The sequence below is a fragment of the Pseudomonas syringae group sp. 247E2 genome (assembly GCF_032587795.1).
In the GTDB taxonomy this organism is placed as follows: domain Bacteria; phylum Pseudomonadota; class Gammaproteobacteria; order Pseudomonadales; family Pseudomonadaceae; genus Aquipseudomonas; species Aquipseudomonas amygdali.
In genome coordinates this window covers 1-20990 of the sequence record NZ_JAWHPK010000005.1, presented here as the reverse complement: position 1 = coordinate 20990, position 20990 = coordinate 1, and the positions used below count along the sequence as shown (strand labels likewise).

The 20990-nt window shown below is 58.4% G+C and carries 19 protein-coding genes and 2 pseudogenes; 2 read left to right on the top strand and 19 right to left on the bottom strand.

What is annotated here, in order from left to right; genetic code table 11:
- Positions 1 to 3 precede the first annotated feature (3 nt).
- The 9 genes from moaA to RYC18_RS06065 form a co-directional block, all read right to left on the bottom strand.
- Complete coding sequence (gene moaA, locus RYC18_RS06105; RefSeq protein ID WP_005783063.1) at positions 4 to 1002, bottom strand: GTP 3',8-cyclase MoaA; 999 nt, start codon at positions 1000 to 1002, stop codon at positions 4 to 6.
- Positions 1003 to 1280: 278 nt separating this feature from the next.
- Positions 1281 to 2627 (bottom strand): cation:proton antiporter, encoded by a 1347-nt coding sequence (locus RYC18_RS06100; RefSeq protein ID WP_005783061.1) that lies wholly within the window; start codon positions 2625 to 2627, stop codon positions 1281 to 1283.
- Positions 2628 to 2776: 149 nt separating this feature from the next.
- Entirely contained in the window at positions 2777 to 3829 is a 1053-nt protein-coding gene (locus RYC18_RS06095) for an ABC transporter substrate-binding protein (RefSeq protein ID WP_005783060.1), read from the bottom strand.
- A complete protein-coding gene (locus RYC18_RS06090; RefSeq protein ID WP_005783058.1) occupies positions 3826 to 5010 on the bottom strand; it encodes an NAD(P)/FAD-dependent oxidoreductase in 1185 nt (394 codons plus the stop codon). Before RYC18_RS06090 ends, RYC18_RS06095 begins: the two co-directional genes overlap by 4 nt.
- Entirely contained in the window at positions 5007 to 6398 is a 1392-nt protein-coding gene (locus RYC18_RS06085) for an FAD/NAD(P)-binding oxidoreductase (RefSeq protein ID WP_044293251.1), read from the bottom strand. Before RYC18_RS06085 ends, RYC18_RS06090 begins: the two co-directional genes overlap by 4 nt.
- Complete coding sequence (locus RYC18_RS06080) at positions 6395 to 6685, bottom strand: (2Fe-2S)-binding protein (protein ID WP_002553787.1); 291 nt, start codon at positions 6683 to 6685, stop codon at positions 6395 to 6397. Before RYC18_RS06080 ends, RYC18_RS06085 begins: the two co-directional genes overlap by 4 nt.
- Positions 6686 to 6702: 17 nt before the next feature.
- Positions 6703 to 7497, bottom strand: a complete 795-nt coding sequence (locus tag RYC18_RS06075) for an ABC transporter permease (RefSeq protein ID WP_005783051.1) — start codon at positions 7495 to 7497, stop codon at positions 6703 to 6705.
- Positions 7498 to 7500: 3 nt separating this feature from the next.
- Positions 7501 to 8373, bottom strand: coding sequence for an ABC transporter permease (locus RYC18_RS06070; protein ID WP_016980417.1), 873 nt, complete (start codon positions 8371 to 8373; stop codon positions 7501 to 7503).
- Complete coding sequence (locus RYC18_RS06065; RefSeq protein ID WP_005783047.1) at positions 8370 to 9398, bottom strand: ABC transporter ATP-binding protein; 1029 nt, start codon at positions 9396 to 9398, stop codon at positions 8370 to 8372. The genes RYC18_RS06070 and RYC18_RS06065 overlap by 4 nt, the downstream gene beginning before the upstream one ends.
- Positions 9399 to 9639: 241 nt before the next feature.
- Here RYC18_RS06065 and RYC18_RS06060 point away from each other — a divergent pair, with 241 nt between their 5' ends.
- Positions 9640 to 10479, top strand: a complete 840-nt coding sequence (locus RYC18_RS06060) for an IclR family transcriptional regulator (RefSeq protein ID WP_016980418.1) — start codon at positions 9640 to 9642, stop codon at positions 10477 to 10479.
- A 14-nt stretch (positions 10480 to 10493) separates the two neighbouring features.
- Here the strand turns inward: RYC18_RS06060 and RYC18_RS26330 are convergent, their stop codons facing one another.
- From RYC18_RS26330 to RYC18_RS06030, 7 genes and pseudogenes are all read right to left on the bottom strand, one after another.
- The gene (locus RYC18_RS26330; RefSeq protein ID WP_394342752.1) at positions 10494 to 11249 is read right to left on the bottom strand and encodes a methyl-accepting chemotaxis protein; all 756 of its coding nucleotides are present in this window, start codon (positions 11247 to 11249) and stop codon (positions 10494 to 10496) included.
- Between the two features lie 129 nt (positions 11250 to 11378).
- Positions 11379 to 12116: pseudogene (locus RYC18_RS26325) on the bottom strand (MCP four helix bundle domain-containing protein); the annotation flags it as partial.
- 290 nt (positions 12117 to 12406) lie between these two features.
- A complete protein-coding gene (locus RYC18_RS06050; RefSeq protein WP_005783041.1) occupies positions 12407 to 13369 on the bottom strand; it encodes a class I SAM-dependent methyltransferase in 963 nt (320 codons plus the stop codon).
- Positions 13370 to 13434: 65 nt separating this feature from the next.
- Entirely contained in the window at positions 13435 to 14139 is a 705-nt protein-coding gene (locus RYC18_RS06045) for a YoaK family protein (protein ID WP_002553779.1), read from the bottom strand.
- 50 nt (positions 14140 to 14189) lie between these two features.
- A complete protein-coding gene (locus RYC18_RS06040; protein WP_002553778.1) occupies positions 14190 to 14417 on the bottom strand; it encodes a hypothetical protein in 228 nt (75 codons plus the stop codon).
- A 130-nt stretch (positions 14418 to 14547) separates the two neighbouring features.
- Positions 14548 to 14889, bottom strand: a complete 342-nt coding sequence (locus tag RYC18_RS06035; RefSeq protein ID WP_002553777.1) for an FKBP-type peptidyl-prolyl cis-trans isomerase — start codon at positions 14887 to 14889, stop codon at positions 14548 to 14550.
- 150 nt (positions 14890 to 15039) lie between these two features.
- Positions 15040 to 15321, bottom strand: a complete 282-nt coding sequence (locus RYC18_RS06030; RefSeq protein WP_002553776.1) for a hypothetical protein — start codon at positions 15319 to 15321, stop codon at positions 15040 to 15042.
- A gap of 652 nt (positions 15322 to 15973) precedes the next feature.
- On the opposite strand from RYC18_RS06030, the gene RYC18_RS06025 reads away from it, so the two are divergent.
- Positions 15974 to 17542: a TerC family protein gene (locus RYC18_RS06025; RefSeq protein ID WP_005744172.1), complete on the top strand. Its 1569-nt coding sequence runs from the start codon at positions 15974 to 15976 to the stop codon at positions 17540 to 17542.
- A gap of 69 nt (positions 17543 to 17611) precedes the next feature.
- Here RYC18_RS06025 and RYC18_RS06020 read toward each other — a convergent pair whose 3' ends face one another.
- From RYC18_RS06020 to RYC18_RS06010, 3 genes and pseudogenes are all read right to left on the bottom strand, one after another.
- Entirely contained in the window at positions 17612 to 18187 is a 576-nt protein-coding gene (locus RYC18_RS06020) for a GNAT family N-acetyltransferase (protein ID WP_054098029.1), read from the bottom strand.
- 56 nt (positions 18188 to 18243) lie between these two features.
- On the bottom strand, positions 18244 to 18927 hold the full coding sequence (locus tag RYC18_RS06015; RefSeq protein ID WP_057404690.1) for a hypothetical protein: 684 nt from the start codon (positions 18925 to 18927) through the stop codon (positions 18244 to 18246).
- Positions 18924 to 20990, bottom strand: a pseudogene (locus RYC18_RS06010) (hypothetical protein); the annotation flags it as partial. The pseudogene RYC18_RS06010 and the gene RYC18_RS06015, both read right to left, overlap by 4 nt.

The window sequence follows — 20990 nt, the reverse complement described above, 5'->3', positions numbered from 1 at the left end:
CTGTCAGCCGCCCGTCATATTCATGAAGCGCACCACCTGCACGCCATCGTCGTGGGTGAAGTTGTGGCTCCACGGCTTGATTTGCATCGCATCGATGATGGCTTTTTCGAGTTTCTCAGGCTGACCGGGATTGGCGCGCAGTACCGCTTTCAAGTCCACGGAGTGCTCGTTGCCCAGGCACAGCAGCAAGCGGCCTTCGACCGTCAGGCGCACGCGATTGCAGGTGCCGCAGAAGTTATGGCTGTGCGGTGAGATAAAGCCAATGCGAATGCCTGGTGCTTCGGCCAGACGCCAGTAGCGCGACGGCCCCTGGGTCGAGTCAGTGGAAGGCACTAGCGTGTAACGTTCGGCAATGCGCTCGCGAACCTGATCGCTGGAGTAGAAGGACTCGGCACGGCTGTGCTCGCTGATGATGCCCAGCGGCATCTCTTCGATGAACGAGACATCCAGATTGCGATCGATGGCGAACGCCAGCAGGTCGTTGATCTCGTGATCATTGCGACCATGCATTACCACGCAGTTGAGCTTGGTGTGCACAAAACCTGCGGCATTGGCGGCGTCGATACCGGCAATGACCTTGTGCAGATCACCCGTGCGGGTCAGTTCGCGAAAACGTTGCGGGTCGAGGCTGTCCAGGCTGATGTTCAAACGGGTGACGCCCGCCTTGAACAGCGGTACGGCCAGTTTGTCCAGTTGTGAACCGTTGGTGGTCATGCACAGTTCGCGCAGGCCGGGCAGGGCGGCGATCTTTTCGCACAGACCCACGACGCCCGAGCGTACCAGTGGCTCACCGCCGGTAAGACGAATTTTACGCGTACCCAGCGCCACGAAGCGCTCGGCTACCTGAAGGATTTCCTCCAGCGACAGAATCTGTTGCCGAGGCAAAAACGTCATCTCTTCGGCCATGCAGTACACGCAGCGGAAATCGCACCGGTCGGTGACCGACATGCGCAGATAATCGACTTTACGTGCAAAGCGGTCCATCAGGACGGGTTCTGACATTTCACCTTCTAAATGATCGAGAGAGCTGTATTCCAGGTTTGGAGGCCAGCGTGCTACAGGGGTTCAGCTCTTTTGCAAGGTGCAGCATTCAGGCCTTTGCGCAGGCTGGCAAAGTGCCCAAGCCTGCTCACATATTAGCTGCACGCCTCAAGCTTTGCACTGGCGACTATGCACCTGCTACATGGCCGCCACGCTACCGAGTCGAAATGCCGCAGTCCAATTGCTTCTTCCAATACCCTCATCGACCTCATCTATGGCCCTTTGCCGTAGCAGGCCTGTTAATCAGGGTTGGCGGCGGCGCTGCGCTCGTAGCGTTCCAGTAAAGGCTGGATGCTGATGCCGTGTACCAGAATGCTCAGCGCTACGACCGAAAGTGTCATGCCGATCACAACGTGGCCGACATCGTGTGCCAGACCGTGTGACAACGCAAAACACAGGTAATAAAGACTGCCGATCCCACGAATACCGAACCATCCAACCAGTGCTTTTTGTCGGACGTTGAGCAGGCGACGACTCACCAGCAACCAAACGCTGGCAGGACGAATCACGCAGAACAGCGCGATACCCAGACCAATCGCGCGCCAGTCCCAGTACATCGCCAGCGCAGCGCCCAGCAGGGTGATCAGCAACACTTCCATCGCGCGTTCCACCAGGCTGCCGAACGCGAGCATATCCCCCATCATTACCCCGGCAGCCAGTTGCGAGTCGCTCATGTCTTCGCCCTGCGCTACTGTGCCCTGTTCGAGGGACGCAGTCATATGCCCCAGGACCGGTTGCGCGACATGCTCCGATGGCAGCTCTGAGCGCGTGACACGTACTTCAGCCTGACGCAGCCCGAATCCGGCGGCAAAGACCGAAAGAAAACCGAAGGCTCCCACACCTTGCGCGACCACGTAGGCCAGGGCGATCAATGCCAGCGCCAGAAAGTCATTGGGTGATGTGGTGCTGTCGGCGTTCTTGATGCGGAGAAAGATCATCAGATGGCCAACGCCGCGGCCCATGCCGTAACCAATCAACAAACCGGCCGGAACCGCCCAGATCAGGTCCTTGATCAGCCATCCCTGGACCCAGTCGCTCATTGCGCCCCCGGAACTCAGGTACAGCAAGGCAAAGATCACGAACGGAAACGCCGTCCCGTCGTTGAGGCCCGCTTCGCCGGACAGACCAAACCGCAGGCGATCCTGGTCCTGGGCGTTGTTCACCTGGACCATCCCGGCCAGTACAGGGTCGGTCGGCGACAGCATGGCACCGAGCAACAACGACACGCCCCAGTCCAGGCCGATGATGTTGTGCCCCGCGACCGTCACGCCAGCAATGGTCGCCAGCATCACTGGCCCGGCCAGCCAGTAGGCAGAGTGCCAGGCCTTGCCGCGCAGCGGCAGGCGCAACTTGATGCCCGTACCGAACAGGGAAAACAGTACCGCCACCTCGGTCAGGCGCTCCAGCCATTCGTAGGATTTTTCGAAATCCAGATTGACGATATCCAGGCCCATCGGCCCGATGCCAAAGCCGAATCCCAGGCATACCGCTGACGTGGTCACCGGCATCCAGCGCAGGTACGAGGACGTGAGCGCCAATAGCATCAAGAGCACGCCAAGCACGCTCATGCAGACAATAAAACTCATAAAGAAAGAACCACCGTTAAATGCGCCTCAAGAAGAGGGCGTAACGGTGGGACTCTCTTGTGCGGTAATAAGTTGAAATAATTTGCCGGGCGGTGATCAGCCGGTGTTTGCCTGTAAACGGCACGGCCTTTTGACCTTGCCGCTTGCGACTAGCGCTCGATACTGCGGCTCCAGCGTGCGTTCCACTCGGGGCGGATCTGGTTGACTTGATCCCAGTCGATGGTTACCGCTGTTTCCAGGTACTTTTCCATGGCCTCGACTTGCGCGCGCGTCTTCTCGGAGGTCGGTGTTTTCGGATTTGACGGGATCTGATCGCCGAATTCCAACGCAGGTGCCTGTGCTTCCGGTGTCAGCAGGTAGGCCGCCAGCTTCTGGGCCAGCTCTGGCTGGTTGTTATTGGCGATTGCACATTCAGCCACGTTCAACACCACGCCGCCTTCCTTGGGCGAGGCGTATTCCACCGGCACGCCCTTGATCTTCAAGGCGGTCACTTGCGTCGGCGTCAGCGGGAACAGCGCGGCTTCGTCGGTCTGTACCATTTCCGAGATCTTCGCCGAACTGGCGATGTATTCCAGCACGTTCGGTCCAATGGTCTTCGGCCAGGCCTTGAAGCCTGGCTCGACGTCTTTCTCGCTGCCGCCCTGGATACGGTTGAACATCAGAAAGCCATGCAGGCCGAAGGTCGAGGAGGCCAGTGACTGGAACACCACCTTGTCCTTGAAACGTTTGTCGGCCAGGTCCATCCATGAGGTGGGCGCGCTCCAGCCCTTTTCCTTGAACATCCGCGTGTTGTAGGCCAGGCCGGTCACACCCAGGCTGACGGCCGCTGCCTGTTCCTTGATTTTTGCCTTGGCAGGCAGGTCAGCCAGGCTGGCGCTGGGCTGCAGGGTGTCGCACAGGCCCATGGAAATGGCTCGGTACATGATGCCGTCATCGAGGAAGATGACATGCATCTGCGGGTTGTCTTTACTCGCCTGCACCTTGGCGAGGATGTCGGCCGAGGTGCCGGGCACGATCACCACCTTGACGTTGTTGGCCTTCTCGAAAGCGGGCAGCACCTGATCGGCATACAGGCGCTCCATGGTTCCGCCGTTCATGCCCAGGTACAGCGTGGTTTCGGCCTGGGCAGGCAACGACACGAGTGCGGCAGCCAAGGGCAGGCATGACAGGCTGGTGAGGGCGAGACGTTTGGTGCTTTTCATAAGGACGACCTTCCTCTGTGCAATGGGATGACGTTCGTAGCGGGTTCTATCGCAGTGGGTTGGGTAGCTGCCTGGCGGAAGCGGCCGATGGAAAAAGCCTCGAGCGAGATCGTTGAGGCACCGCCGCAGACCCATTCGGCCAGCGCTTCGCCCGCGGCCGGGCCGATCTGAAAGCCTGCCCCGGCAAAGCCGAAGCCGTGCAGCAGGCCTGGTCTTGTCAGGCTCGGGCCCAACACCGGTTCGCGATCAGGCAGGTAGCCTTCAGTGCCGCTCCAGGTGCGAATGGCCTGGGCCCCGGCCAATGGCGGGTAGAGTTCGACGGCGTTGCGCAGGATGTCGAGCACTGCCGCCTGTCCTGGTCTGGCGTGTGCCGGGCCGAGGGCAAAGCCTTGTCCGCCGCCCAGCACGCAATTGCCGCGTGCCACCTGCCGGGCATAGATGCCGCCGCCTTCGACACCGGTGCTGACGTCCATGAACATTGGCAGTGGTTCTGTCACCAGCATCGCCGGATGCCCCGAATACATCGGCACCGGTTCGTTGAATTGTGCCGCCAGCGCTCCTGCCCAGGCGCCAGCGCAATTCAGTAGCCAGGGGGCTCGCAGTGTCAGGCCGCTGGCGGTCGTGACGATGAAGGCGTTGCCGTCGTGACTGACTTCGCTGACCGGCGCCTGCTCGAATACCTGAGCGCCCGCCCGGCGAGCTGCGCGGGCAAAGGCGGGCGATACCAGACGCGGATTGGCGTGCCCGTCGTCGGCGCATAGCGATGCACCGACGGCGACATCGCCCGCCCAAGGGTAACGGGCGCGCAGTTGCTCTCGATCCAGCAGTTGCAAATCCAGCCCGAACCCCTGGCTGGCTTCGGCGTAGCTGCGTAGCGCATCCATGTCCTGCTCGCTGCGCGCCAGTTTGAGGTGGCCGGAGCGCTGGTATTCGCCGTCGATACCGATCAGATCGCACAGGCCGCTCCAGATCTGATGCGCCCGTTGCGACAAGGGCAGTTGCGACAAGGGCCTGCCCTGACGGCGTACGCCGCCATAATTGACGCCGCTGGAGTGCGAGCCGCAAAAGTCGCGCTCCAGCAAGGCGACACGCTTGCCCTTCAGTGCAAGCGCCAAGGCTGCCGACGAGCCGACGATGCCGCCGCCGATAACAATCGCATCGCTTTCAATCAGCGTGCTCATGGTTGTGTCTCCGCTGATTGTTTGTCCACGGGCAGCATCTCCAGGCCGAACGGCAGTGGCTTGATCGGTGCCTGGCCGCGTAGACGGCCGACCTGCTCAACTGGCCGGCCGCTCTCGCGGGCGATGATCTCGGCGGCTGCCAGGCCGCACATCCGGCCCTGACAGCGGCCCATACCCACCCGACACATGGCCTTGACCCGGTTGATCTCCCAATGGCCGTCCTGCACGGTGGTACGAATATCGCCCGCAGAGACCTCTTCACAGCGGCACACAAGCGTGTCATCCGCTACATTGGCAGCCCAGTCTTCGGGGAACGGAAACGCGGTTTCCAGCCCGTGGCGGAAGCTTTCGATGCGTTGCAGTGCGGTTTGCAGGTCACTGATACGCACGGCGTCGACGGTGACACCGCTGTCTTGCAGCAGCCCGAGCGCGGCCAGTTCTCCGGCCATTTCCGCCGCGTCTGCGCCCATGATTCCAGCACCGTCGCCTGCCAGATACACGTCTGGCACGCTGCTGCGCCCACAGTCATCGCGAATGGGCAGCCACGCTCGGTTAAGCGGGCTCCAACCGAATTCACAGCCGAGCAGGTCGGCCAGTTGTGTCTCGCTGCGCAGCGCATGGGCAAAGGCTACTGCGTCGCAGGCCAGGTGGCCTGATTGGCCGTTGCGTTGCCAGTGAATGCCGTCTACGCGTTTGTCACCGTTGATGCGTGTGAGGTATGCGCCCTGGTGCACGGGAATGCCATGCGCACTCAGCCACGCGCGGTAATACAGGCCCTTGGCAAGGGTTGCCGGTTGGCCGAGCAGCGCAGGCAGCGCCTTGCATTGGGCTGAAAACGGCGCGCTGTCGAGCACCGCCAGCACGTTCGCGCCAGCCTTGGCATATTGATAGGCGACCAGATACAGCAAGGGGCCGCTGCCGCAAAACACCACGCGTTCGCCAATCGCACAACCCTGATATTTAAGTGCGATCTGCGCTGCACCCAGGCTATACACGCCGGGCAGTGTCCAGCCGGGCACTGGCAGAATGCGGTCGGTGGCACCTGTGGCGACAATCAGTCGGGTGAAATCCAGGGTTGCGACTGTTCCGTTGTGCAGGGTATCGAGTTGATTGCCTTCGACGTTCCACACCAGCGTCTGCGGTCGGTAGTCGATCTGTGTTGTCAGTGCATCGAGCGCCTGATGCAGCGCAACGGCCCTGCCGCTTTCAAAGCCGTAAAGCGCCTTGGCCGAACGCTGGAAATTCTCTGGCTGGCGACGATAGATCTGCCCGCCGCCGCGCAGACCTTCGTCGATCAGGCAGGCTTTGACACCGTGCTCCAGCAGCGTCTGGGCAGCGCGAATCCCGGCTGGGCCGGCGCCGATAATGGCAACGCGGTCTTTGCTCATGGCCGCCGCCCCGGTTCACGAATAATCGCCTGGCCAGCTTCCAGCAGCGTCGAACAGGCACGCACTCGCTGGCCGTTGCCGAGTCTTACCCAGCAGTCCTGGCAGGCGCCCATCATGCAGAACCCGGCGCGCGGCTCGGCACTGAAGTCACTGCCGCGCAGGTGCTCACTGGCGGTCAATACCGCAGTCAGCACGGTGTCGCCCAACAGACCATTGGCCGGTTGCCCATCGAGGGTGAAGGGCAGAACGGGGCGATCATGTTCAGCCAGTCGTTTCAGCAATGCCATAACGTGAAAGCTCCGGATCAGTGTTTGCCGACCAGCACCCGATCCAGCCCATAGACCCGGTCGAGCAGGATCATGGTGGCGGCGGTGAGGGCGATGACCAGTGCCGATACGGCAGCCATCATCGGGTCAATGGATTCGGTGGCGTAAACGTACATGCGCACCGGCAGCGTCTGGGTAGCAGGCGAGGTGACGAAGATCGACAGCGTGACTTCATCGAAACTGTTGATGAACGCCAGCAGCCAGCCGCCTGCCACGCCGGGCAGGATCATCGGCAGGGTGATCTGCCGAAACAGGGTCAAACGGTTGGCCCCCAATGACTCGGCGGCGTGTTCGGCGCTGCGGTCGATACCGATCGCCGCCGCCAGCACCAGACGCAGTACGTAAGGCGTGATGACCAGCACGTGGGCGAAGATCAGCCAGGTGAAGCTGCCGTTTACGCCCATCAGCGCAAACAGGCGCAGCATCGCCACCCCCAGCACCAGGTGCGGAATGATGATCGGCGAAAGAAACAGCGCATTGAAAAAGTTGCGGCCCGGAAATGTATGCCGGGTGATCGCCAGCGCAGCAGGCACCGCGATCAACGTCGCCAGCGTTGCGGACACAAACGCCAGAATCAGGCTGTTGTAGAACGAGTCGATAAAGTCGGCGCGTTCGAACACCGCCTTGAACCAGCGCAGCGAGAAGTCGGTAGTGGGCAGGCTAAGGGTGTTTTCCGGGGTAAACGCCACCAGGCACACCACCACCAGCGGGGCCATCATGAAGATCACTACCAGCGCATGAAACGACAGGGCCAAAGGACCGTTCTTGGACATGGATCATTCCCCCAGAGTTTTTTTGTAACGGCCTTCGATCAGGCGGTTCCAGGACAGCATGACCAGCAGGTTGACCAGCAGCAGCGCCACCGCCAGGGTCGCGCCCATCGGCCAGTTGAGCTCCGAGAGGTACTGGTCGTAGATCACCGTGGCGACCATCTTCAAACGTCGACCACCGAGCAGGCCGGGAATGGCAAACGAACTGGCGGCCAGGCCAAAGACAATCAGTGAGCCGGACAGCACGCCCGGCATGACCTGTGGCAGGACGATCAGGCGCATGACTTTCGCCTGACTGGCACCCAGCGACAGCGCGGCCTGTTCGGCGGTGGGGTCGAGCTTTTGCAACGAGGTCCAGACCGGAATGATCATGAACGGCAACATGACGTGGACCAGCGCGATGATCACGGCAAACGGGGTGTACAGCAGTTTCACCGGGCGACCGCCCATGAACTGGATAGCCTGGTTGATCAGACCGTCCGCCCCCAACAGAAGGCTCCAGCCGAAGGCCCGGACCACCACCGAGATCAGCAGCGGCGTGAGGATCAGAATCAGGAAGATAGAGCGCCACGGTGTGCCCATGCGGCTCAGAATGTAGGCCTCCGGCACACCGATCAGCACGCAGAGCAACGTCACCAGCGCGCTGATCCAGAAGGTGCGCAGGAAGATTTCATAGAAATACGAATCGGTGACCACGGCCGTGTAATTGGCCAGCGTATAGCTGTCGCTTTTCACCCCGACCTGATAGTCGAACACGTTGAATGACAGCAGCAGCGTCAGGCCCAGCGGCAGCACCAGCAAGCCGATATACAACGCCAGTGCCGGAGCTGACAGCCAATAACCGCGGCCACCCTGACGCATTTCGCTCATCAGGCTCATGCGCGCACCTCGTCGGCGTCCAGTACGCGCAGCAATTCGGCTGGCCAATCGATGCCGACCGCAGCACCTTGTTCCAGCGGTGCCTGGCCGTCGTTGCGACGCACTACGGTTATTTCGCCGATGCCGGTCTGAATGCGATACAGCCACTGGCTGCCGAGAAAGTAACGCGTGACGATACGCCCCGACAGCCGTCCGCAGCCGGGGTCCACCAGATCAATTTTCTCTGGACGCAGGCTGAGTGTCAGCGTGCCATCGCCGGGTAGCAGACGGATCTGCGGGTTGCCGCTGCTGTCCGGGTCGCCCTGCAACATATTGGCTTTGCCGACAAACCCCGAGATAAAGCGCGTGCGCGGGTGTTCGTAGAGCGTGTAGGGCTCGTCGATCTGCGTGATCCGTCCGGCCTGCATCACCACCACCCGATCACTGATCGACAGGGCTTCAGCCTGATCGTGGGTAACCATCAGTGTGGTGATGCCCACTTCATTCTGAATACGGCGAATTTCGAACTGCATCTCTTCGCGCAGGTTGGCGTCCAGGTTGGACAGCGGTTCATCCAGAAGCAGCACCGGCGGCTCGATCACCAGTGCTCTGGCCAGCGCGACCCGCTGCCGTTGCCCGCCAGACAACTCGCGCGGGTAGCGCTCGGCATGCTGGCCGAGACGAACCAGTTCCAGCACCCGTGTGACACGCTGTTGCAACTCGGCAGCAGGCACCTTGCGCATGCGCAGGCCAAACGCAACGTTGTTGGCCACGGTCATGTGCGGAAACAATGCATAGCTCTGAAATACAACGCCCAGACCCCGACTGCTGGGCTTGGCGTGGGTAATGTCGCGGCCGTCGAGCACGATGCGCCCGTCACTGACTTCAACGAAGCCGGCGATCATTTGCAGAGTGGTGGTTTTGCCGCAGCCGGAAGGGCCGAGCAGTGAAACGAATTCGCCCTTGTCGACGGCCAGGTTCGTGGCGACCACAGCGTCTATGGAACCGTAGCGTTTGGAGAGACCTTCGAGCTGCAGAAATGCCATGCCTGCTTCCACCTGTGTGCATGCGCGCCGAGGCACGCGTTTGTCATGGGCAGATGCGAAATGAAGTCATGCAGTTCTGTGGACGTTGGTGCTCGCTCTGAGTCGGCTACCGATGATTGTTCAAATCGCCCCTGTGGACTGAGAGTAGGGCGAAGGCTAGGATGGGCTCAACAAGCAATTTCACTGAATAACATCTTTCTTCGAATTAATTCTTTTAGTGGAAAAATAGCGAGCTATATTCATGAATAATTCCACTGATCGGAATACTGATTCTGCGCAAGTGGGCGTCGGCGCGGTGTCGCGTCTGTTCGCCGTATTGCGTTGCCTGGGCGATTGCGACGAGGGCGGCGAGCGGGTCACACAACTCGCCCAGCGTGTCGGGCTCTCGCAACCCACCACGCACCGCTTGCTGCGCAGTCTGATGGATGAGGGCATGGTCGAGCAGGACCTGCTCAGCAAGCGCTATCGGTTGAGCATCGAATTCTTTGCGCTGGCCGCCAAGGCGGGCAACACCGGCAATCTGCGCGACGTGGTACGCCCCAGTCTGTTACGCCTGTCTGCATCGCTGGGCGACTCGCTGTTTCTGCTGGCACGCAGTGGCTTTGACGCGATCTGTCTGGACCGCAGTGAGGGCCCGTACCCGATTCGCACGTTCACCGGCGACATTGGTGGCCGTGTTGCGTTGGGCGTGGGGCAGGGCAGCTTGGCGATTCTCGCGTTTCTCCCCGAGGACGAGCGGGAAACGGTGATTGCCTACAACCTGCCACGGCTCAAGGATTTTCACCTGTACGACGAGGTGTTTCTGCGTTCAGAGGTCGAAAACGTGCGCCGCCTCGGCTACGCCGGGCGCAACACCGGCGCGCTACCGGGCATGGCCGGGCTGGCCGTGCCGATCCTGGACCGCAGCGGCCGGGCAGTGGCAGCGCTCAGCGTGGCAACTATCTCCGACCGCTTGGGGCCTGATCGCCTGATGACCGTGGTAGAACTGCTCAAGCGTGAAGCCACGGCCATCAGTGCCAGAATCAATCCCTTCGATCCTTCGCTGCGACGGCCCAGCCAGGTATTTGGGCAGGCGGAGTAAAGGAGAGGTCCGTCTCAGATTGAAAACTTCGACACCATACGGTTGAGATCCACAGCCAGGCGAGACAGCTCCTGGCTGGCAGTGGAGGTCTGGCTGGAAGCCGAAGAGCTCTGCGCCGACAGATCGCGAATGCTCACCAGGTTCTCGTCGACCGACCGCGCAACATGCGCTTGCTGTTCAGAGGCTGTCGCAATCATCAGGTTGCGTTCATTGATATGACTGATCGACGCGGTGATGTCCTTGATCGCAATCCCGGCCTGCTGGGCGATCAGCAAGGTGGCGTCGGTTTCCGCATTGCTCTGCTTCATCGACTGGACGGCTTCATTGGAGTTCTTCTGAATACCCTGGATCATCTGTTCTATTTCCTGGGTAGACGTCTGCGTGCGATGTGCCAACGCCCTGACCTCATCGGCAACCACCGCAAACCCACGGCCCTGTTCGCCAGCCCGCGCCGCTTCGATGGCGGCGTTGAGCGCCAGCAGGTTGGTCTGTTCGGCGATGGCGCGAATCACGTCCACAACCTTGGCGATGCTTTGAGCCTGATTGGCGAGGCCTTCTACTTCTGTGCCGGTTCTGTCCACGGTGTGACTGAGCTTTTCCAGCGCAGTGATGGTCTGGCCGACGCAATCCTGGCCAGTCTGCGCGGATTTTTCACAGGCCTGGGTAGAGGAAGAGGCCGCAACAGCGTTGCGTGCGACCTCTTCGATGGCGGCTGTCATCTGGTTGACCGCCGTGGCCGCCTGCTCGGTTTCCTGGGTCTGACGCTGCATGCCCTGTGTGGAATCCTGTGTGATCGAGCTCATTTCTTCGGCGGCCGAGGCGAGCAGGCCTGAGGCATCGGAAATATGCTGAATGGTGCCCTTGAGGTTAGAGAGCATCGCTGCGCTGGCTTTTTGCAGTTCGGTCAGCTCGTCTGCCCCGTTGATTTCGACAGTCGTGCGCAGATCACCTTCGGCGATCCGTCGTGTGGAGTCGAGTAGCGCCTTGACCGGCTTTGCAATGCTGCGCGTAAATAAGGTGGCAACAATCAACGTAATGATGATGGCGAGAATAATCAGCGTCATGGTCACGGTCAGCCCGCTCTGATAATTCCTGTTAGCCACCAACCCCGATTGTTCGGCTCCTTTGATATTGACTTCGATCAGTTTTTCTATCGATGCTTGTAACGCCTTGGCTTGCGGGCTCGTCACATCGCGAATGAATGCGAATAATTCGCTATCGGACTTGTTCTTGCTAAGTTCAACCAGTTCATCGATTTTGGCGATGTAAGCCGACGCATCAGCCTTCACTTTTCGATAGGCTTCCTCTTCTTCCGGGCTTGATACCAGAGGGCCGTAAGTGTCAGCTTCTTGCAGTAACGAATTTTTCAATCCAGTCAGCTTGTTCATGGACTCGGAAGACCGTCTGTCGTCATCCATCACGAAGCGTCGAGCATCAAGGCGATACAGCAGGCCTGCGGTATTAATGCGGCCTGCCTGCCTCACGCTGGGCAGCCAGTCATTCTGTAACCGCTCGGCGGACTGGTGGAGCCCTTCCATTTTGAACAGTGCGTTGATGCCCAGGCCAGCGAGCAGCAAGCAAATAAAGCCAAAGCTGACAAACGCCCTGAGGTTCAATCCGATATTTCTTATTGGCATTATGGATCCCCTTTGTGTCACCACTTCATGGCGGGGGCCATCATTACAAATGATGGTGACTTGATATCACTCTAGTGCTGTGGCCTGGAAAAAACTACTGTCTGACACAAAAAGTTTATTGGTCATTCAGGAAGTGTTAAACAAACAAAAAGTTGGAAAATAGTCAGACTTTTAATGGCGAGGACTGTTTTTGAATGTGAAAAGTTTGTAAACGCATTTCCCGTAACGTTACTTGTTCCATTGACGGTAGCCAGCGATACTCGCGCGTCGCTGGCTAAATTCTTTAGGGTTTACGCCCACCCTGTCCGACTCAAGCCTTCAGCCTTGAACACCAAAGCCTTCAGGCCGCCATCGACCCGCGCATCCGGGAATTCCGGCGGGTTCTCCAGGCGTTGTTCGAAGCGCAGGCACGGTGCCTCGATTGCCGTGTGCTGGATCAGAAAGTCCGGCCCCAGCGCCGGATCGTTCATGCATGCCAGCACCGAACCGTCTTCATCCAGCAACTCTGGCAGACGGCGCAGGACTCGCTGGTAGTCCTTGTCGAGCATGAAGCTGCCTTTCTGGAAAGACGGCGGGTCAATGATGATCAGGTCGTAAGGGCCGGAGCGGGTGACTTTGGCCCATGACTTGAACAGGTCATGCCCGAGAAAGGTCACCCGGCCCAGGTCCTGATCATTGAGCCGGTGATTCTCACGACCGCGATTCAATGCCGCGCGGGCCATGTCCAGGTTCACTACATGGTCTGCACCACCGGCAAGGGCGGCGACCGAGAAGCCGCAGGTGTAGGCGAACAGGTTCAGGATGCGCTTGCCCTTTGCCTGGGCCTGCACCCATTCGCGGCCATAGCGCATGTCCAGAAACAGACCGCTGTTCTGCTTCTTGCCGAAATCGACTTTATAACGCAGGCCATTTTCGGTGATCACCCATTCATCGACCACCTCGCCGGTCAGCCATTGCGTAGTGCTTTGCGGCAGATAGCGGTGTTGCAACAACAGGGTATGGGCCTGACTTTGTTGCCACTGCGGCGTTTCGATCAACTCGTTCAACAGCTGCGTCAGAGCTGCCAGTTCGGGCTCAAGAGGCTCTTTGAACAGCGAGACCAGCACCACGCCCTGCATCCAGTCGACGGTAATGTGCTCCAGCCCCGGCCATACGCGACCACGGCCATGAAACAGGCGGCGGGTTTCAGTCGGAACGTTGTTCAGGGCGGCGAGTAGATGCTGTTGCAGGATGGCGAGTGCTTCAGGGGTCATGACGAAGGTCGGTTATGAAAGGCGGCGTATGGTAAACGTATTTCAGCAGATGGGAATCGCAGGGTTCAGCGAGGCATGTATTGACGTTGCCAGCGATGCGGGATTTTCAATGAAACCAGCCCCAGCAATGCCGACAGGCTGCCGCTGATCAACAGGGCATTGAGCCCCAGGCGTTGTTCAAGCAGTGCGCCGATGACCGCCCCGATGAACATGCCAACCCACGGCACCAGTTGCACGCGCCAGCCATCTCGGCGCTCGCCCAGTATCCAGCGGCCCAAGCCACGCCCGAAACGCGACAGCGCGCCGGTTACATAGGTCAGGCCGACCGGCAGCCCGTTGACCTGTTCCACGGCGGCGTTGAGCATACCCATCGCCAGAATGGCCCAGATCAGTGCGAGCATATTGCTTTCCAGCGGCCATGCGGCTGCGGCGCACAGCAGCGTGGCGATCCCCAGCAGCAGGGGCAGGGCGCGTCGGCCGCCAAGCCGTGCAACGACGACGCCCAGCGCATTGCCGGCAATAAAGGCGAAGATGGCGAGTGCCAGGCGAAGGGTCACGCTCAGGTCGCCGGCACTGATCGCGACGGCAAGCCGGGTGGTGTTGCCACTCATGAACGAAACGAAGTCGCCGGTCGCCATGAAACCGATGGCATCGGTCATGCCCGCCAGAACCGAAAGGCTCGCCACCAGGCACATGCCGACCCGGCCACGCCATTTCTGCATGTTCAGGTGCCTGGGGCTGGCGCTGATTCTGGCGGGCTGTGGCAGCATCGAAGGCCCTCTGGACCAATGGAAGCGCGTTTGATCGCTGGTTCAGCGGTTCATAGCGGCTTGGCGCGTACTATTCGCTTGGCCCTGACCTCATCGGCATAGGCCTTGAGCTGATCGGCATCGCTGTAAAGGCGGTTGACCATCTGCAGTACTGCCGTAACGTCGACATCTTTCATTTGCGAGGCGAGTTTGAGAATTTCTTCCGCCGTGTTTTCCAGATTGGTTGCTGTCCCTTTCAGGTGCCGCTTCAGCTCCTGAGTCGACTTATTGAGCGCCATACGTGTTCCTGTGCCAAGACCTTGAATTCCATACCCGGAGCATGGCTTTTTCCGCGATAACAAGCAATCAGGCTTATGCCTGTCAGCCAAGGTCATCGGCCGATTCAAGGCGATCTGCAAGGCAGCCGGCTCAATCGTCGCGGGTCAGCACTTCCAGCAGCTCTATTTCAAACGTCAGGTCGGCACCCGGTTTGATGTGCGCGCCCATCGTTCTGTCGCCATAGGCCAGGTGGGCAGGCACGAACAGTTTGCGTTTGCCGCCCACCTTCATGCCCATAAGGCCCTGATCCCAGCCCTTGATAACGCGTCCGGTGCCGATCACGCACTGAAACGGCTTGCCACGCTGGTGAGAGGAATCAAAGACAGTGCCGTCTTCGAGGGTTCCGGTGTAATGCGTGGTGATCAGCGCACCTTTGACCGCTTCCTTGCCTTCGCCGGGATGCAGGTCGGTAATCTGTAATTCTTTGCTCATTACAAGGCTTCCGTTTTTAGCGCGCTCAATGAATGCCGAGAGCGTGCATTTTCGCAGCGCTTTCTCGCAGAAAAGCATGCCTGTGACAAGCGGGCGAAACGAAAACGGGGAAGCTTTCGCTTCCCCGTCGTATTCCGATTGTGTCGTTCGTCAGAGATTCTGCGAACTGACCACCATCGCTTGGGCGATATTCTCTTTCTGCTCCTGGGTGAAACCGTCCCAGATATTGGTCTTGGCGTAGTAACCCAGGCCAGCCAGGCAGTAAAGGCTAAGGGTCAGAACGATGACGATTGAAACAAAGGTCCAGCGGCCTTCGTCATCGTTTTCCCGAGTGAAGCTACGGGAATAGTTGTCCTCGGCGCTACGGAAGAACAGCGCGGACGATAGGCGCTTGAGCCACTGGAACAAATGAACGACAACGATACGCAGCATGGGAAATCACCTCAAAGGTTAAAAGAAACGGGTCGTCCGCGATGCCGGTCACCGGCGTCGGGGTGCAAAAGCTGAAAACGAAAAAAGCCCGTCTATGACGGGCTTTCTTTTTATGATTCTGGTCAGAGGGCAGGGGATCGTGCATTCACACAAGTCGCGTTGGACACTGCGCAGGCCTGCCGTTATTGCAACATTTTAAAACAAATGATTTGTGTGATCTACCCGGACACTGCCGTTGTCAGACAACTGGTCGTACCTGGAGGTGCGGCAAAACGTCGCTCCGGGTTGAGCGAGGCTTAGGAATACGCCGTGCTTTTGGTCAAGTCTTGTAATACTTATACAAAATACGAAACAGTTGTGTGTATTGTACGATCAACGCCCGTATTGATTTTCAGGACCGTATGAATACCCTCCAGGAGCCTCCGAGTTGCCTTCCCTTCACCGCTGATGGCTGGCCAGTGATATCCCATTCACTAGGCAGGCCGTTTGATTCGAACGCCGGTTTACCCTCTCTCTCGTGTTGCAATGGCCCCGACATGCCTGTGCATGGTCGCAAGGCACCTTTGCGCATGGCAATTCATTGCAGTGCGTGGCCAGCTGTGGCCAACGATGAGTTTTCCCGCCATTTTTCTCGTGAGGCTGCATAACTACCATGGAATGGATCGCTGACCCCACGGCATGGCTTGGCCTGCTGACCCTCATCGTGCTGGAACTGGTGCTGGGTATCGATAACCTGGTGTTTATCGCCATTCTGGCGGACAAACTGCCCCCCGAACAACGCGACAAGGCGCGCGTCATCGGCCTGTCGCTGGCACTGATCATGCGCCTGGGCCTGCTGGCGAGCATCTCCTGGATGGTGACGCTGACCGAGCCGTTGTTCGAGATCTTCGACAAGACGTTCTCCGGTCGTGACCTGATCATGCTGTTTGGTGGTGTGTTCCTGTTGTTCAAGGCCACCATGGAACTGCACGAACGGCTGGAAGGCCATGTTGCTCAGCGCGCTGGTAACGCAGGTTATGCGTTGTTCTGGCCCATCGTCGCGCAGATCGTGGTACTCGACGCGGTGTTCTCGCTGGACGCCGTAATCACGGCCGTCGGCATGGTCGAACACCTGTCGGTGATGATGATCGCTGTGATCTTTTCCATCGGCCTGATGATGATTGCCAGCAAGCCGCTGACCAAATTCGTCAACAGCCGCCCGACAGTGATCATGCTGTGTCTGGGCTTCCTGATGATGATTGGTTTCAGCCTGACCGCCGAGGGCCTGGGTTTCCATATTCCCAAGGGCTATCTGTACGCGGCCATCGGTTTCTCGATCCTCATCGAGGTGTTCAACCAGATCGCTCGCAAGCGCAGCAAGAAGTCTGCTCATGGCCACCTGCCGCGTCGCGAGCGGGCTGCCCATGCGGTGATGCGTCTGCTGGGCGGTCGCAAGCTGGAGTCTGGCGATGTCGATGAGGAAATCACCGACATGCTGGAAGGCGAAAGCAGCGAGCCGGTGTTTGACCGTCGTGAGCGGGTGATGATCAGCGGTGTACTGCAACTGGCAGAGCGGCCGATTCGCACTGTGATGACGCCGAGGGCCGAAATCGACTATATCGACTTGAAAGACGATGCTGAGAAAATCCGTCTGAAACTGATGCACTCGTCCTACTCGCGTCTGCCGTTGATTGGCGAGCGAGGCATCGATGAGCCGCTGGGCTTCGTGCACAAGAAAGAGCTGTTCAAGGAATTGTTGTCCGGCAACGAGCCCGACCTGAAGCTAATGTCGCGCAAGGCAATCAACCTGCTGGAAAGCTTCACCATCCTCAATGCCCTGGAGCAGATGCGCAAGGAGTCGACGCACATCGCTTTTGTGGTCAACGAGTTCGGTGATTTCATCGGCGTGTTGAGCATGACCGATATTCTGGAGTCCATCGCCGGCCAGCTGCCGGACGCCAGCGAAGTGGAAGGCCCGGACATCGTCAAGCAAGGCGAGGACTTCGTGGTATCGGGTGCCTTGAACCTGAGTCTGATTCGCGAACGCACCGGCTTCCAGGCCAAGGCCACCGAGGATTATCAGACCCTCGCCGGGCTGGTCATGAGCCTGCTGGATCGCCTGCCTTCTACCGGCGATAGCCTGGACTGGCAGGGCTGGAAACTTCAGGTTGTCGGCGTGGAAGAGCGCCGGGTGACTCGGGTGTTGTTGCAGAAACAGCCCGATATGGGTTCTGGCAAATAAGCACGGAGCTGTAATACAAAACGGGGCCTTCTCATGTGAGCAGGCCCCGTTTTCATGTGTGCGCCGCGCTTATTTTCGACGCGGACGCGACACCACAGATTCGATATTCTTGCGGCCGATCAGCTTGGGCTGCGCAGGTTCTTTGGCCATCGGCGCATCAGCCAGCCACTTGAACATCACCAGACAATCCACCAGCCCCAATCGGGCGTGACGATAAGCCTTGGGCAAACGCCCGACTGTCTCAAAACCCAGCTTGGCCCACAGCGCGACAGCTACTTCATTGCTGGCCACCACCGAATTGAATTGCATCGCCAGGAACCCGCTGTCGCGCGCCAGTTGCTGCGAGTGCTCGCACATCAACCGCGCCACACCACGACCCCGCGCCGCATCCGTCACCATATAGCCGCAATTGCAGACATGATTCCCCGGACCTGCCGCATTGGCCTTCAAGTAATAGCTGCCCAACAGCTGGCCGTCTTCCTCGGCAATCAGCGTGTGCAGCGGCAGCTCCATCCACAGACTGCGGGCATGCTCCTGAGTGACGGCAGGGTCGTAGGCGTAGGTTTCCTGAGCGATGACGACAGCCTGAAAGGTGGGCCAGAAGCGCTCGAAGTCTTCCGTGGTCATGGGGCGGATCTGGATCATGGTGAGGCCTTGGTGGGTAGGGCTTGAATTCCGGCGTGTACGTTAGCTTGGGTGTGCTACCACTTCCAGGCTTTTTCGGTGAACTCGGCGGTGGAGGGGAGCACTGTGTGGAGAAAATTCAGGTATTTGTTGAACAGTACCTCGTGCTGGAAACGGGCCTCAAAGCCTAGCGTGACGTCAGTGCGGTGCGTGATGATCATGAGGCGTTTACGGTCGACGGTTACAAAGTTGTACTCATCCCAGGGCAGGCTTTGTTCATGGTGAATGGGGTTTTCCCAGTTTAGTAGCTTGAGGGCTGCGATACAGGCCATGGCTGCCGGGCCGATCAGGAAGAGCAGTGAGCCGGTGAGGGCGGCTATGAAGACGAATATCAGGATGACGGCTATGGCAATGCCCTTGAAGAAGGACGAGGCGAAGTCGGGGTAATGGAGGTAGTACTCCAGGTGGGCGCAGTTGGTTTTTATGGTGTAGTTGTAGATGGTTTTTTGACGGATGAGCAGGCATATGAAATACGCAAGAATTCCAGCAAGCGCGAGTATGGTGCCCGCTAATGAGTAAAGACTGTCTGAGAACATTATCCAGCCTCCCCACATGTAAAGTGTGCTTCCTATCACGTAGACGGCAATGAATATGGACTGAGTTATCATCATTTCTCTAGGCGATCTCGCAAGTGTTTTGATCTTCCAGTTCAGAACGTCTTTGTTTTTTGGCAGGTACAAGGCTTTTTCTTGCTGGTTCATACAGGTGTACCCTCTGCTACTTCTAGGGTCAGCGTGCCGACACTGCTTGATGTCTTTACTTCAAGCTCCACAGCAGCCAAACCATCGATAGCTGTATCGCCTCTTGTGCCAAGCTCCATCTGAAACAGATAGCCTTGATCTTCCTCGCCAGGATGTATCAGATTGCTGGGGTACCAGATTTGCAGCTCAAGATAGGTTGCGTCCTTGTCGAGCGGCACCCAGGTTTCCCAGATGAGGTCTTCGTTTTCGGGCGGCATCAACGGGTAGGTGAAGTCTTCACTCGCCTTGCCAGCAGGCTTGTTGGTTAGCGTTCCGAACTGTTCGGTCTTCCTGAATTGCCCGTGGGCCAGAAAAGCTTCATGCAGAGGGTCGTCTATTTTTTCTACCGGTAGCACTCCCCATGGGCGCTTGCTGCTAATGACATTGAAGTGCACGGACTGCCCGCGCACTAGGTTGGGCAAGCGCACTTGTACTCCAGCGCCATTTTGTACCGCTACGCTGTAGTGATCGCCTTTGCCAAGATAACGGCTTTCATAATGCACAGTGCTTTTTACATAAACCTGCGGAGATAATTGAATTTCCATCAATGCGCGAACCTCTTCGCTCTCACCTTTGACAGTCTCGGGGTAACGATAGTCTAGGGTTCTCGACCAACAGCACTTACGTAGCCACCAGCCGACGCTGTCTTGCTTGAAATAACTTAAAGCCATTGTAGTAAAAAGATATATAGATCCTATTACGAGCAGCGCCACGCTGAACCATGGACTCATCGCAACAATTGTGAATGTGCTTGCGGGGGACAACCCTGCTATAAATTGAAAAGTGGAGCCTACTCCCATTGCGAATATAGAAATACCTTTAACAATAATCGTGTTCTTTTCCTCAGGTGTTTTAGCTGCGTAAAAATCATCTGTGATATCAAATAGTTCAAGCGTAACTGCTGCTACTCCAAACCCACCCATCGCCACCATCGAAACCCTGAACCCACGTATTGCATCACTCCACGTCGCATTTCCCTTGGCTTTCCAATACGCACTGGACCTGTCCAGAACCCCTACATTCTTGCCATCGATCAGTACCGGCGTCGCATCCCTTATTACGCTCCACGGCGCTTCAACAAACACCACCATCAACAGATTGAAGCTGTAACCCAGTCCATACGTGACCTTGCCAATATCCTTGGCACTGAAGTCTCCATCACGAGTAACGTCCCGGTAAGTGAGCGCGGTATTGATGAAATTGAGCATGATCACACCCCAAGTGATCGAGCCCGCAGTGCCGCCGAGTCGGTTGGTCCAGCGTTTGGCTTGGGCGAGCCAGTCCTTGGCCAGGGTTTTGCCGGACTGGAAGTACTGGCGAATCTCGTCCTGCAGTAATTTGGCGTATTCGTTGTTCTGGAAGTCGAGCAGAGCGGGGATGCTCAGTTCGTGGACGCGCAGTTTCTGTTTATGGGCGTGCAGGTTGCGAGCGGTGCTTTGGCGTGTGTTGTAGGCATTCGGATATAGCCACCGGCGACGGATATCACTGATCTGCTTGTTAAGTACTTGCCACTCGCGTATCCACTGTTTGAGCTTGGTGAGTACCTGTTGATCGACTGCAATGCGCGCCTTCGAATCAAGCAACATCTGGCCGATCAACAGGGTGCGAAGCAACGCGACGATGTTCTGCTGTTTGCCAAGGGCCATGCGGCTGTCGATGGGTACCCAGGCCAGCAGGATGCTCTCAAGCGTCGTTTTACCTGCGCCGCTGGCCAGTTCGCCGAGGGCTTTGAAGGTGCCCTGAACGGGTTGCTTCAGCGCTTTCATCCACGGCTTGTCGGCAAAGCCCTGGTGATTGAGGGCACCATTGAGTTCGCCAATGCGTGTGGCCAGGTTGGTGACGTCGCCAAGGCCGTTCAATAGCGCGTCGGCCTCTTGGTGCAACGCCTGTTTGAGCGCGGGTGAGAAGCCGTAACGCAATGTGCCATACGGTGTGGTGGCGTTGGCTTCCTGCTCGGCCAGCCAGGTGATGGCTGCGCTGTCCTGGGCGTAAATGATCTGCAGGTTGAGCATGATCGTTTGCAG